The sequence below is a fragment of the Shewanella sp. WXL01 genome, assembly GCF_012263345.1.
In the GTDB taxonomy this organism is placed as follows: domain Bacteria; phylum Pseudomonadota; class Gammaproteobacteria; order Enterobacterales; family Shewanellaceae; genus Shewanella; species Shewanella maritima.
Window position 1 is genome coordinate 60,003 of record NZ_JAAIKQ010000005.1, and the last position, 15,209, is coordinate 75,211.

Below are 15,209 nucleotides of genomic sequence, written 5' to 3' on the forward strand. Positions count from 1 at the left end.
CCTAAAAAAAGCCCTAGCTATTGCTAGGGCTCTTTTATTATAAAGAATTATTGCTGTCCTTCACAATGGAGGATGAGCAAGTTTAATTCACGTAATGCAACTGAGAACTTAGCAAATTCGTGCGTTTGCGAAACTTTGAAGTCAGACAACATATGGTACCAACGTTCTAGTAACGAACCATTGTTAGTAATCCACTCGTTAATCACGGTATCAGCGTCACAACTATCAGTGCAGGTTCTTAGTACTGCTGAGCTTAGTGCGCGTTGTTGCCAATCAAGCTCTTCCCTGAAGGCTGCACGAGCAAGTGCTTGCCAATGGTTTGTTACCGGCTGAGCGCTAATTTGTTCTAAGAACCAATGCAGCTCAACCTTCGCACCTAACTTGAAGTAAGTTTCAGAGACAAGCTCTACCGACTTATCTTCAATCTGTGCAATCTGAGCGATATCGAGCGCTGAGAACAAGGTGCTCATCTTAGCAACCACATTCGCTACGTCTGTTGGCACATTCTCTCTGGTTAACGCATGAATTTCTGCATTAATTGCAGTCACTTCCGCTTCAATCATGTACTGATCAACATTATCTTTAAGCTGATTGAACACTGGCTTAAAGAAGGCAACGGTTTGCTCGATGTTATGTGCACGATTACGGTGGCGGATAAACCAACGACATGCGCGGCGCATGTTGCGGCGCAATTGGTGCAGCATTTCACCTTGAACGATTGCTGGAACAATACCGTTTAAATCAGTAATTGATTTAGTTAACTCCTCTAAACCAAAGACTTCGCGCGCCATAGTATAACTGATGGCAGCTTCTGCAACTGAGGCACCTGTCTCATCTTGCATACGCTGTACGAAATTAAAGCCCATGTCATTAACTAGCTCATTGGCTAAAGAGGTAGCAATAATTTCGCCGCGTAGAGGATGGCTTGGCATTCTGTCAGCGTATTTTTGCTGAAGCTGTTTCGGGAAGTACTCCACCAGTAACTTACTTAAGAAGCTATCTTCAGTGATTTCTGGTGTTACGAGCTGCTCTTTTAACACCATCTTAGCGTAGGCAACTAGCACTGATAGCTCTGGGCGAGTTAAAGTCTTACCGTTTGATAGACGTTCAGCGAGATCATCCTCTGTAGGCAAGAACTCTAACGCACGATCCAGCTTGCCTTCTTTTTCAAGATGGTGAATGAAGCGAATTTGTTCTTTAAGCTGGGAAACACCATGTACTTGAGTTACCGAAATGGTACGTGTTTGGTCATTACAATCCTGCAGTACAATTTCACTCACTTCATCAGTCATATCTTCAAGCAACTTGTTACGTTGCTTCATGGTGAGTTCACCGTCTGCAACCAGCGTGTTCAAGAAGATTTTGATATTCACTTCGTTGTCTGAGCAGTCTACACCACCCACGTTGTCAACAAAGTCGGTATTCATGCGGCCGCCATTGGCTGCATATTCAATACGCCCAAGTTGAGTACAACCTAAGTTACCACCTTCACCGATAATACGTGCACGTACTTCGCTACCATTAACGCGCAGCGCATCGTTCGCGCGGTCACCCACTTCTGCATGGGATTCTGACGTCGCTTTAACATAAGTACCGATACCGCCGTTCCAGATTAAGTCTACTTGCATTTTAAGTAGGCCAGTCAACAGCTCGTTAGGGGTCATTGAATCTTTGTCAGTCTCAAGCATTTGCTTCATTTCATCAGTTAAACTGATTGATTTCGCCGAGCGCTTGAACACGCCGCCGCCTTTCGAAATAAGCTTAGCGTTGTAGTCTTCCCAGCTAGAGCGAGGCAGGTCGAATAAGCGTTTACGCTCTGCATAGCTCTTAGCCACATCTGGATTTGGATCAATGAAGATATGCATATGGTTAAATGCAGCAACCAGCTTGGTGTGCTCAGATAACAACATACCATTACCAAATACGTCACCAGCCATGTCACCTACAGCTAAACAGGTAAAATCTGTGGTTTGGCAATCAATACCAATTTCACGGAAGTGACGCTTAACCGACTCCCAGGCACCTTTCGCGGTAATACCCATCTTTTTGTGGTCGTAACCGTTACTACCACCAGATGCGAACGCATCACCCAACCAAAAGCCATATTCTATTGCGATTGAGTTAGCTATGTCCGAGAAGGTTGCCGTACCTTTATCGGCTGCAACAACCAGGTAAGCATCGTCTTCGTCGTGACGAACCACATCTTTTGGCGGAACAACTTCACCGTTAACAATGTTATCGGCCAAATCTAACAGACCGCGAATAAACAAGCGGTAACAAGCTTGCCCTTCATTGAAGAACGCCTCACGACCACCTTCGGTCGGCAGTTGCTTACAAACAAAGCCACCTTTTGCACCCACTGGCACAATTACCGTATTTTTAACTTGCTGTGCTTTAACTAGACCCAGTACTTCAGTACGGAAGTCCTCGCGACGGTCTGACCAACGCAATCCACCACGGGCAACTTTACCACCACGTAAATGCACACCTTCAACGCGCGGAGAGTATACGAATATCTCGAATTTTGGCAGCGGCTTAGGCATTTCCGGGATCATCTCTGGCGAGAACTTAAAGGAAATGTATGGCTTGTTTACGCCACCTTCTAACTGTTGATAGAAGTTAGTACGCAGTGTCGCGTTAATTAAATCAAGGTAGCGACGAATAATACGATCGTCATCTAGGCTAGATACGTCATCAAGTTGCTTGTTGATTTGATCAACAAACTTATCAAGTGTGCGTGTCTTAAGCTTAGGGTTAAACTTACGGATGAACATTTTCACCAATAAGTCAGCAATTTTCGGGTAACGGCTAAATGTCTCTTCAATGTAAGACTGACTGAACGTCGCATCGATTTGGCGCATGTATTTAGCGTACGCACGTAAAATCGACACTTCGCGGCCATGTAAACCACTTGATAGCACCATGCGGTTAAAGCCATCATCTTCAAGTTGCTTTTCCCAAACTTGTGCAAGTGCATCTTGGAAGCGGTCTTGGCTATCAGCCAGGTTATCCGTCGCTGCACCCTGCACTGTCATTAAGAAGTCTAGTACCCAGAAGGTATTTTCATCAGCTGTCTTAATTTCATATGGACGCTCATTAATTACCCGTAGACCAAAGTTTTCAAGCATTGGTAGTACGTCTGATAAATGAATAGGCTCATCTTTATGGAACAGCTTTAAGCGCACTTTATTGTCATTTAACGCTGACTCTTGTGGCTGATAAAACAACATGCCTAACTTGTGCTCATCATCCAGCGCTTCAAGGTGCTGAATATCTACCACGGCAGAGCTTGGCAATACATCGTCTTTATAGCTTTGCGGGAATGCATTAAGGTAACGCTTGGTTAGCCCTGTACCTTTTTGTTCACCTACAGCATTATTTAACGCCGTGTGTAATTTATCCTCCCAAGAGCGCGCCGCTTCAGTAAGGTTTTGTTCGATTGCAGCCACATCCACATCCATATTGTTATTATCGACTTTTACGATGTAATGAGTACGAGCCAAAGTAGACTCTGAGAAGTATGTGGTAAATTCCACGTCTTCATTACTGTTAAAATGACGCGCCAAAATACGCTGAGTATCTTCACGCAGCTTAGTGTTATATCTGTCTTTAGATACATAAACTAAGCAAGAAAAGAAACGGCCGAACCCATCTTTACGAACAAATAACTTAAGCTTGTCACGGTCTTGCATTTGCAGCACACCATGAGCAGTATCAGAAAGCTCTTCTACTTTCGCTTGAATCAACTCATCACGCGGCAGCGTCTCAAGAATATTGGTCAACGCTTTATAGTCATGTGAGCGCGGCGTTAAGCCGGACATATCCAACACGCGCTTAACCTTTTGCGCAAGTAAAGGGATTTCACGTGGGCTGCGGTTATACACATTTGATGCATACAGACCGATAAAGCGGTCTTCACCAATCACATTGCCTTGCTTGTCAAAGCGCTTAACACCGATGTAGTCAACATAAGCTGGACGATGCACGCGGCTTTTAGCTGAGCTTTTAGTTAACACGAGTAAACTTTCATCCAGCGCTTCTTTACGCGCACTTTCAGACAAAGTCGATAACAACAAGCCTTTATCAGATGTATTCTCTTTCGACTTTGCCATCAAACCTAAGCTTGTGCTCATGTCAGGCACTAGCTCCACGTCACCTTTAACACGTTTTAGGTCGTAATAGCGGTAACCCAATAAGGTGAAATGATGGTCATTGAGATAATTTAAGAATTCAATAGCTTCGTTTAGCTCTTCTTTGCCACCTGGGAATGGGCGCTTAGGCATCTGTTTGATGGTATCGCCAAGCTTGTCAGATAAGTTTTTCCAGTCATTGACCGATGCAGACACATCATTAAGCACAGATTGAATTTCTTTTTCTATGGCTTTGATATCAGCGTTACTGTTTTGACGGTCGATTTCGACTAGGAATACCGCAACTTTATCGCCGTCTTGTTTGGCATCCTGGATATACGATACCTGCTCAACAAGTTTACCTTTGCGCTGAACATTCAATGGAGTATGCAGCATCACGTGGGCGGTAATTCCCATGCGATTAAACGCCATAGTCAGTGAATCAACCAAAAATGGCATGTCAGGTTGGATCACTTCAATAATACTGTGAGTCGACTGCCAACCATGCTTGGCCTGACTTGGATTAAACACACGAATATGGGTTTGGTCAGCTGCGGTTTTATTTAAGGCATTCCAAAGACTCACCACAGCGCCGTATAAATCACTGTCGTTACGCGCATGTAAATCGTCTTTTGACATATGCGCATACAAACAGGTGGCGAACTGCTCAACTTGTTTAGCTTGTGAATTAGGGATTTTGGAGTGAATAAGAGTGACTACATTTTCCAGTAGTACTGAAGGCATTGCATCTTTCAAGGCCATGTTGCAGATTCCTTAAGCGTCTATGGCAGCGCTTTTATCATTATTTGAATGCTTCGCTTGTGATTCAGATGTCGTTAAACAAAAACGAACTGAGATCTGGCGCAAAGTTTATTACTAAATTGCTGCTTTATCGAGAAAAATTTTAGTGGTAGATCCTGTAATTTTCCAGTTTTAAACGAGGTGCTAGCGTTAAAGTGATAATTGAATCGCATTAATAGGTTATATATGCAAAAAAAAAGAGAAGCATTGCTTCTCTTTTGATAAAAAACACTAACGTTTACTTAGGATTACGCCAGAAAATTGCGGAGAGCGCAGGAAGAATAATAATTGCACCCAGCATGTTCACTAAAAACATAAAGGTTAACAAAATTCCCATATCCATTTGGAACTTCAGCGCGGAGAAAAACCAGGTGCTCACACCGATTGCTAAAGTAAGACCAGTAAAGATAACCGCACTACCACGCTCTACTAAGGCTTCAAAATAGGCTTGCTGCACTGGCATACCGTTAGATAGCTTACCCGACATAGTTGATAAGATATAAATGCCATAATCAACACCAATACCCACGCCCAAAGCAATGACAGGCAAGGTACTTACTGCAAGACCAATTTCTAGCCAGGTCATTAACGCTTGCGCCAACGTTGACACCACATAAAGCGGGATAATCACTGCAACGGTAGCTTTAACAGAGCGGAAACTGAGTAAACAAAGCACAAACACTGCGCCATATACGTAGAGCATCATAGGTAATTGGGCATCACTTACCGCTTCGTTCGTTGCCGCCATAACACCTACTGGACCCGATGCTAGCTTAAATTGAATCTCATCTGTATTGAGTTCACTTGCAACCGCTTTAACTTTATCAACTACTACCTCAATCGTTTCAGCCTTATGATCTTTTAAGAACAGATATACTGGCATGACTGAACAGTTACCATTTAACAAACCAGACGTTGTCGGAACGCGCCCTACTGCTTGCACCAAGCTTGCGGTAGTGCGCGGCAACACCTGCCACTTAGGATTACCTTCGTTAAAGCCTGCGTTCACGCGTTTTGCAACAGATGCCAAACTTGCCGTTGACTCAACGCCAGGCGTGTTTGCTACCAACCATTCAAACTGATCAATGCGCTCTAGAACGCTGTGATAAGTACACGCTTCCGGTGTCGCTTCAACAATCACTGACATCACATCTGTGGTAATTGAGAAATGATCGGTAATGAAAAAGGTATCCTGGTTGTATCGAGAGTCTTGATGAAGCGCTGGCGCCCCACCTTGTAAGTCACCAATTTTCATCTTGGCAGATTGCTGATAACCAAAACCGTAAAGCACTGCGGTAAATGCCAACACCACAACGGCATATTTTGGCGTAGCAAACTGCGACAGTTTGTGCCAAATCTGTTTAACCTTTTGCTCGCTCTCTTCACTGCTTGACAGCTTTGACAAGTCAGTAAATGAAATAACCAAAGGCAATAAGATAAGGTTAGTTAAAATAATTACCGCAACACCCAGCGACGCTGAAATCGCAAGCTCACGGATAATACCGATATCAATTGCCAGCAGTGTTAAGAAACCTACGGTGTCAGACAGCAAGGCTACACCACCTGGCACTAACAAACTTCTGAACGCACTTGCTGAAGCCGCTTTTGTCGCTTGCCCTTTCACCACGCGGCTACGCACGCCGTTGATCATCTGTACGCCATGACTCACACCAATGGCAAATACCAAAAACGGTACCAGAATTGACATAGGGTCGAGGCCAAAACCGACAACGGTTAATAAGCCTAACTGCCATACAACCGCCATTAAGCTGCATAGTAAAGGTAAAATCGTTAGGATGATTGATTTAGAAAACAGGTAAACCATCACTGCTGTAATAGCGATAGCGATTAAAAAAAACAGTAATACGCCTTTAGCGCCTTCCGCCACATCACCAGCCATTTTAGCAAAGCCAATGATATGAATTTTAATTTTGTCGTTTTCATACTGACCGCGAAGCTGCTCTTCAAGTTGTTTCGCAAACGCAATAGTATCAAGTGGCTCACCCGTTTGTGGGTCAAACTCCATCAACTGAGCAGACACCATGGCAGCGGAGTAATCGGTTGCGATTAGACGTCCTACAATCCCTGCCTTTTCAATGTTGTCACGCACCACACCTAAACCGTATTCGTCTGTGGTGAAGTCTGCCGGAATAACAGGCCCGCCAGCAAAACCATCTTCGACAACCTCAGTGAAACGAGTCGATGGTGAAAACAGCGATTTAACCTGCGAGCGTTCAACGCCGGGAATAAAGAATAATTGGTCATGCACATTTTTCAGTGCATCAAAGAACACAGGATTGAAGATATCACCACTGGTGTCTTCAACTGCCACCATAATACTGTTGGCCCCACCAAAATTCTTTTGGTGTTTGGTGTAGGTTTTCATGTACTCATGGTTTAGCGGGATGTTCTTACTAAAAGCCGCATCCATTTTAAGTTGGCTTGCTTGATAGCCTAAAAACACTGTCATTAAAATAAATGACAAAATCACCCAAACGCGATTGCGAAATAAATGGCTCTCAAATCCATTAACGAGTTTCTCTAACATCGTGAAGCCCTATTATTGTTGTTATATCCACTTATACAGCGCCTTAAGGCAACTGAAATAGCCCTTTGGAACCGGCAAACCATAATTGGCCTTGGTTATCGCTAGCAACAGTAACAATGTTTTCACCTTGTCTGCGCGCTAACACTTCAGCAGTGCCATTATTCATTTGTAAAATAACCCCGGCATTACCGACAAGTAGTAAGCCTTTGTCATCAGTCACTATGGCATTGTTGATTGAAGACTCAACTGGCAACTCAACTTCTTGCCATTGAGATAAGGTCAAATCAGCCTTAAATACATTGCCTCTAAGTCCCATCACATAAACATCTTGCTGATGCTCAATGGCGCTGAACATGGAGCCATCATAATAAAAATCAGTTTTGGTAAAGGTTTTACCTTGGTCATTTGAGTAACTAACTAAACCAAGCTCACCCACCATCAATAAACGACCATCTTTGAGCGCCAAAACTCGATTGAAGTGAGGCAGCAATGCCGCTTTTTCTGACTCATACAAGGCAATATCTTCTGCCTTTAAGTCAGCTAAATAAGCAATGTCTTCTTCAAACAGCAACTCTTCATGGAACTCCTCATTCCACGATTCGCCGCCATTACCAGTGCGATAGAACAAACCATAGGCGCCAACAGCAATACCATGGTTTTCATCAAAGAAATACACATCTAAAAACGGCTTTTCGATTTCCTGAGATTGCATCTGCAAGCTCCAGGTTTTACCGCCATCTTTCGTATGAATAATGGTTGCATCATGCCCTACAGCCCAACCTAAGTTGTCATTATGGAAAAACACCTTAGTTAACTGAGCTGACACAGGCGTCGTAACCTGCTGCCATTCAGTTCCTTTAACTAGTACATGCCCGCGCTCGCCAACTGCAATCATTGAGTTAGACGTTGAAGCGATATCGAGAACTAACGAAGAAGATGAGAGAGGTTGAATTTGTGCAGCGACAACCTGGTTGTCAGCAAAAGCAGAAACAGAGCTAAAATACCCTACAGCTACCAATACTGCGCTGCGAAGTATGCTATACGACATACAAACTTCCTTAACAGTGAATGGGGCACCAATGTGCCCCACCTATTGGACGACTATCGAATACCTGCGCGGCGCAGTGCATCTGGGGTGAAGTTACGACTTGATAACTTAGCATCGAAGTTATACATCTTGCCTTCGTTATCTAACCCCATTGCTAGATAGCGGCGAGATTGTAGATCATGGAAGATCTCCAACGTACTCCAGTGCGTTGGCACTTCGTAGTAGTTAATGCTGTGCGCAGTCGCTACACGATATAGCTCATCGCGATTATCGTACATTTCAGCTAACGATACCTGCCAAGAATCTTCATCGATATAGAACACGCGAGTTTTATAAATGTGGCGCATGCCATCTTTCAGGGTAGCTTTCACTTCCCAAACGCGGTGTTTCTCCCAACGGGCATACTCAGGATTAATGTGACCTGGCGTCAGGATATCCTTGTATTTAAGCTTATCTGAATGCAGACGATAATCATTATAAGGAATATAGATTTCCTTCTTACCCACTAGCTCCCAGTTGTAACGCTGAGGTGAACCGTTAAACATATCGAAATCATCTGTTGTACGCAGACCATCAGACACTGTACCTGGCGTATCAAATGCAACATTTGGCGCTTTACGAACGCGGCGCTGACCTGTGTTATACGTCCATGCCTGACGCGGCAACGCTTCTTGGTCCATGGTTTCTTTTACAAGCAGTGCAGTACCTGCAAGACGTGCAGGTTGAGTCACGATTTGCTTAAAAAAGAATAAGGTATTGGTTTCTTTAAGTTTATCTAGCGTGATCTCTGGGCGAGAATACTCAAAGCGAATTTGCTCAGTATTTTCAATCAGCGTATAAGAACCTGATGCTGTAGGTGCAGCCTGACTACGGCTAGTCGCCACATCAACGCCACGATAACGCAGAATATGGTTCCAAATTGCTTCTAAACCATTGGCAGGAATTGGGAAAGGCACACCAATTGACGCACCGCTAATTCCATTACCGCCAGACACTAGCTCGGCGTTAACCGCATTGGCTTTAGTAGCATCATATACATATTGCGGCACAGACGCTGTACGGCGTGTTTGATACACATTCATCTTGTAAGTGTCAGGATACAGTTCAAACAACTTCATCTGACCTGGAGTTAAAAACTCTTGATACTGCGCCTTATTAGCATTAGTGATAGTAAATAGTACTTTGTCACCAGCGAAAGGATCTGGGTGATGCATACCTTTTTCATAACCCGCAACAGGCTGAGTAATACCTCCATCCCATGCCGGGATTGAACCATCCGCGTTGCCTGCTTTCTCACCACCCAGTGGCGTTAGCGTGGTCCCCAGTTTGTCAGCTTCGGCTTGAGATACCTTAGCTGATGCTATTGGTGCGCCCAGCGCAAGAACAATAGCAGCAGAAATAAGTGTCAGTTTTTTCATTATTGTTATCCTTATTATATTGAGAACTTAACGTTAAACGACACGTAATCTCTGTCGCTCATCGCGTTCGTCGTCCCTACACCACCAAAGAAATTGTTATACGAGAAGTCGAAACCCCAACGGCTTTGGTAATCAAAGTTAACCCCAACAGCAACCGACTTACGACCTTCTGTGAATAAGAACATAGGATCAGGCGTAATACCGTCTACGTCATGGGAGAAGATAATACGTGGCGACATATTCATGCCTGCCATTAAGTTGTTAAAGTCAGCTTTGGCAACTAAACGGTAACCCCAAGCAAAATCTGTCGGGAAAGGATTAGTTTCCGGGCCATTGTGCAATGCTTCAATAATACCCGGCATGTCTGGGTTGCCGCCCGAGCGAGCCGTACCTGGACCATTTAAGCGTAGCTCGTCAAAGCCAGGCATATCATGGATCCACACACCACCGACTTCGGCCAGCATTACTAGGTTATCTAAACCAAGGGTTGGGCCAAATAAGTGAGTTACTGTCATTTGCGCTTGAGTGGTATCACGCTGGATAAAACCATCAACGGTAGCGCCTGGGTCAACATTACCCATTTGCGAAATGCCGTCTAAATCTGGGCGCAGACCTGCATTGGCTAACTGCTGTGGCATTGCAGCGAACAACAACTCAACGTCATCAATCTGCAGTGGTTCATCTTTACGGTGAGCAATTTCACCGGCAACTGAAGTTTCACCTACAAGCGTGTTAAAGCTTGCGCCAATCAATTGAATATCTTCTGGATAAACAATTTGCGCTTTAGTAAAGGTTTCCATGCTTAGCATGACTTCGCGAGTGATGTTACCGCCACTTTGCGCTAAACGGCCGTAGTCTCGAGCAATGGCTTCTGCGGTAAAGTTAGACGCTGTACCACTAATAAGTGGACGGCGGCTATGGTAATTCATGTAATAAAGACCAAACTCAGTTTCCCAAAGCTCAGGCGAGTAGTAACCCAACTTAATACCAAACTGGCCATCATCGGGTGCTGACTGTGAGTCTTGAACCAAAGCAACTTTAGTTGAGTAAGCTGTCATAAGTGGTGCCAAGCTCGGGTCAAAACCTGTCGCCGCTGCCATTTGATACAAGTTGCCATACTCTGACATTAAGAAATCAAGATTGATATCTGGGTTAGCGTTGAAACCTAACTGCGCATTTTGGTTATAACCACCAAAGCCGGCGAAGTCATTTGTTGCGAAAATTGAGCCCGGTGTTGGGACCCACACTTCTTGCCAGTCATATTGATAGTACGCTTCAACGTTCAGGTTATCGGTAAGACCAAGCGATGCCCAAACCATACCTTGTGGACGGAATGCTTCTTTAAGCTCCGCACCCGGCGCATTTAGGATGTTAAGGTCTACAGGGTTAATTACACCGATACCGTGTGGAATAAGTGTGCTTTCACCCCATGACACAACCTGATTACCAACACGTACTGATAATGGGTTGTTACCATCGTTTAGGTCCCAGTTGGCATAGATGAATGCATCAAGTAAGCGAATATCTTTACATTGCACCTCTGAAGCTTTTGAGTCTGCACAAGGGTCATAGGTTTTACCTGTAAGCGGGTCATTGAAATCATAGTGACCGTCATTTAGCTTACGATCGTAGAAATACATACCACGCATAAACAAGCCGTAGTTTTCCCATTGTAGAGAAAGTTCATGTAAGCCTTTGAAGATTTCAGAAGTGCGGTCACCTTGAGAGTAAAGCAGGTTACTTAAATCGTTATTACTTGAATAAGAACCGTTTTGGGACCAGATTTGCGCAGAGGTGTATTTAGTGTTGCCGAACGCCGAGTAGCCTGACCAATCGAATTGAGGTTGGTTAACTTTACCAATTTGCCCCGACCAGTCTCTTTCGCTAACTCGCCAACTGGCGCCTAATGTCCATGTCGAGTCAAATGTGCCGTCAATCTCTCCCCAATTAAATGAGACTGCAGACGCAGAAGGACTCATACCTAGGTATAAAGCCGACACCACCCCCAAAGCAAGTGCTGACTTGTTGAATCGTTTCTTCACAATTTGCATTTTATTATCTCCGTAACCTGCCGGATCTGTTGTTATAAGAATTAGCCAACATCTTGTTAGCCTACAGGTAACACCATTGTTACAGCATTTAACATCTGTGAGCAAGGTCAAAAACAAAGAAATGTTCAATAAAATGAAAGGGATTTGAGGCTTCTAGCGAGAAATAAACAGTCGTTTATTTAAATAATGAAATCTAGTGCAGTTACTGCGAATAATTAGGTCGTTAAACCATCGTTTATTCATACACTTAGCATTAAAGCAATGACTTGAACGCACAAGTAAAAACTAAATCAGTCGTTTGAAGTTTTTACTCTAAACTTGAGTGAGGGAAATAAAGTTGCCATTACTGTCTGTTTGTAAACAGAAATGTCCTCGTATGCCATCTCGAGTCAGATAGGGTTTGAAGTATTTGGCATTGATATGCAATACACGTCCAGCGTTATCAGTTACTTCGACTTTATTGACCGCGCCTTGATAATAGGCAAGAAAATCGTCATATCGAACATAACAACTAAAATAGAACTGCATGTAAATCTCTTATACTGCATTTTATCAAAGCCAGCACGATGCAGTTACGCACGGAGCTGGCTCGGAGTTGATAAATTAAAGCTACAAATTAGCGCGCTTACGAGTTATTGCGCATACAAACTAGTGCTCTAACGCTTTATTCACTTTTTCAAACAAATCTTTAGACAGATTCGGTAAGTCTTGAAGTACTTTAAGCTGCTGCTTCATCAGTGCTTGGCGATTAGCATCAAACTTAGCAAATTGAATTAGCGGCGTAATAAGCCTTGCTGCAACCTGAGGGTTGGTGTCATTGAGTTTAACCAGTACCTTAGTTAAATACTCATACCCTTTGCCATCTGCACGGTGGAACTGCGCAGTGTTACCACTTGCAAATGCACCAATTAATGAGCGAACGCGATTAGGATTGCTATAGCTAAAGCTCGCATGGGCCGTCAGCTTATCAATGTTGCTAATAACAGCTTCGTTATCAATTCTCGCCTGCAACATAAACCATTTATCCATCACCAGCGGCGTACCATTCCACTTATCTTCGAACTCTGTAAGCAAAGCATCCATATTATCGGTATTGTTATACACAGCCGCTTTTAGTGCGCCCAGAGAGTCAGTCATATTGCTTGCCTGGCTAAACTGATCACTAACTAAGTTATTAGCATCAACATGGACACTGCAGAGTAAGTTCAAACATGCATTTTTAAGTGCACGTGCACCAGCGCTGTCGATTTGGGTTACTTCGCGATAGCGAGCGATAAGCTCATCTTCACAATCAGTGGCAATTTGTTCAAGTACAAAAGCACGGCTACTGATAAGGTTATCAAGGTCAACTTGTTCAACCTGTTCAATCAGCGTGTTCAAAGTAGGTAATGTAAGCACTTCAGCGATAAGAGCAAGATCAAGTTCGCTATCGAGCACCATTCCTTTGAAAGCATCAACAACGCGGGGATCGACTCGCATTGCTTCGCCGCTTTGCAGATGCTCTACGTTTTGCCAAATGCTGTCACTAACTAGCTTAACTGACGCTTCCCAACGCGCGACTTCACTGCTAGCAAAACGCATCAAGTGGGCAAGTTGCTCAACACTTGAGTCAAATACCAGTTTTACCGGTGCAGAGAAGTCTTGCAGCAGTGAAGCTACTGGCTTTTGCGCGATATCATTAAAGGTAAAGCGCTGGCTTGCCTTTGTAACATCAAGCACTTGATTAAACAGGCTCGTCCCCTTTGAATCGAGTAGTTCAATACTAAATGGGATGTGTAGCTCAGCGCCCCTCTCACCTTGGGCAAACACTTGCTGAGAAACATCTAAATGATAAGTATTTGACGTAGTGTCATACTCTTCGCTAACGGTTAACTCAGGCGTGCCGGCCTGACTATACCAACGTTTAAATTGAGTGAGATCTTTACCTGATGCATCAGCCATTGCATCCACGAAGTCGTCACAAGTCACCGCTTTGCCGTCATGACGCTCAAAGTAGCAGCGCATCCCAGCCTGAAATGCTTCCTCACCTAAGATGGTATGCATCATACGGATAACTTCTGCACCTTTATCGTAAACTGTCACTGTGTAGAAGTTGTTCATTTCAATAACAGATTCTGGGCGAATTGGATGTGCCATCGGGCCAGAGTCTTCGGCAAACTGATGGTTCTTCATCACTTTAATTGCATGAATCCGGTTCACTGCCCGTGAGCCAACATCAGAACTAAACTCTTGATCTCTAAATACTGTTAACCCTTCTTTAAGGCTTAACTGGAACCAGTCTCGACAAGTCACGCGGTTACCTGTCCAGTTATGGAAGTATTCGTGGCCAACAACTGACTCAATGCCGTGATAGTCTTCATCAGTCGCACTTTGTTTATCAGCAAGTACATACTTGGTGTTAAAGATATTTAAACCTTTGTTTTCCATTGCGCCCATGTTGAAAAAATCAACCGCGACAATCATATAGATGTCTAGGTCATACTCTAAATCAAAGCGCTCCTCATCCCACTTCATTGACTTCTTTAAAGACGCCATTGCGTGGTCGGCTTTATGTAAATTGCCTTTATCAACAAACACCTGTAGCGCAACATCACGACCAGAGCGAGTTACAAACTTATCTTCCAATAAATCAAAATCACCGGCGACTAAAGCAAACAAATAGCTAGGCTTTGGAAATGGGTCTTGCCATTTAACAAAGTGACGCCCTGAACGTGGCATTTCGCCCTGCTCGACTTTATTGCCGTTACTCAATAAAAATGGAAATGCTTGCTTGTCAGCCTCGATACGAACCTGGTATTTCGCCAGTACGTCGGGTCTATCTAAAAAGTAGGTAATTCGTCTAAAGCCTTCTGCCTCACACTGGGTACAATATGCACCATCTGACATGTACAAACCTTCAAGGCTTGAATTAGCAGCTGGGTCTAACTTGGTGATCACTGTCAGCGTAAAATCATCTAAATCCGCTTCAATAATCAAATTAGTATCAGTTTGTTGGTAAGATGCAGGCTTACCGTCAATCAGCACAGCTTCTAACGTCAGCTTGTCACCGTCTAGCACAAGTTGGGTTGCGCTCTTTAAACGAACAACTTTACTCACAGCGGTGACTTTTGTAGCTTCGCCATCAAGAATAAAGTCTAAATCGATATCTGTAATGGTAAATTCTGGAGATTGATAATCTTTTAAGTGCTTTGCTTGTACTTGCGTCATAACGCA

The 15,209-nt window shown here is 43.8% G+C and carries 7 protein-coding genes; all 7 read right to left on the reverse strand.

Annotated features, from left to right (window positions below; genetic code table 11):
* Positions 1–47: 47 nt before the first annotated feature.
* Positions 48–4,892 (reverse strand): NAD-glutamate dehydrogenase, encoded by a 4,845-nt coding sequence (locus G3R49_RS13105; protein WP_130602833.1) that lies wholly within the window; start codon positions 4,890–4,892, stop codon positions 48–50.
* Between the two features lie 277 nt (positions 4,893–5,169).
* A complete protein-coding gene (locus G3R49_RS13110; protein ID WP_130602831.1) occupies positions 5,170–7,479 on the reverse strand; it encodes an RND family transporter in 2,310 nt (769 codons plus the stop codon).
* 43 nt (positions 7,480–7,522) lie between these two features.
* Entirely contained in the window at positions 7,523–8,527 is a 1,005-nt protein-coding gene (locus tag G3R49_RS13115) for a YCF48-related protein (protein ID WP_167869976.1), read from the reverse strand.
* 53 nt (positions 8,528–8,580) lie between these two features.
* Positions 8,581–9,945 carry a DUF1329 domain-containing protein gene (locus G3R49_RS13120; RefSeq protein WP_167869977.1) on the reverse strand — a complete coding sequence of 455 codons (1,365 nt, stop codon included), beginning with the start codon at positions 9,943–9,945 and terminating at the stop codon, positions 8,581–8,583.
* A 14-nt stretch (positions 9,946–9,959) separates the two neighbouring features.
* A complete protein-coding gene (locus tag G3R49_RS13125; RefSeq protein ID WP_167869978.1) occupies positions 9,960–11,996 on the reverse strand; it encodes a DUF1302 domain-containing protein in 2,037 nt (678 codons plus the stop codon).
* Positions 11,997–12,308: 312 nt separating this feature from the next.
* Positions 12,309–12,524, reverse strand: coding sequence for a DUF2835 domain-containing protein (locus tag G3R49_RS13130; protein WP_130602823.1), 216 nt, complete (start codon positions 12,522–12,524; stop codon positions 12,309–12,311).
* 120 nt (positions 12,525–12,644) lie between these two features.
* On the reverse strand, positions 12,645–15,203 hold the full coding sequence (gene pepN, locus G3R49_RS13135) for an aminopeptidase N (protein ID WP_167869979.1): 2,559 nt from the start codon (positions 15,201–15,203) through the stop codon (positions 12,645–12,647).
* Positions 15,204–15,209 lie beyond the last annotated feature (6 nt).

Bases quoted from the DNA above. Each gene is read 5' to 3' on its own strand.
- G3R49_RS13105 (WP_130602833.1), bottom strand. From the start codon at position 4,892: ATGGCCTTGAAAGATGCAATGCCTTCAGTACTACTGGAAAATGTAGTC.
- G3R49_RS13110 (WP_130602831.1), bottom strand. From the start codon at position 7,479: ATGTTAGAGAAACTCGTTAATGGATTTGAGAGCCATTTATTTCGCAAT.
- G3R49_RS13115 (WP_167869976.1), bottom strand. From the start codon at position 8,527: ATGTCGTATAGCATACTTCGCAGCGCAGTATTGGTAGCTGTAGGGTAT.
- G3R49_RS13120 (WP_167869977.1), bottom strand. From the start codon at position 9,945: ATGAAAAAACTGACACTTATTTCTGCTGCTATTGTTCTTGCGCTGGGC.
- G3R49_RS13125 (WP_167869978.1), bottom strand. From the start codon at position 11,996: ATGCAAATTGTGAAGAAACGATTCAACAAGTCAGCACTTGCTTTGGGG.
- G3R49_RS13130 (WP_130602823.1), bottom strand. From the start codon at position 12,524: ATGCAGTTCTATTTTAGTTGTTATGTTCGATATGACGATTTTCTTGCC.
- pepN (WP_167869979.1), bottom strand. From the start codon at position 15,203: ATGACGCAAGTACAAGCAAAGCACTTAAAAGATTATCAATCTCCAGAA.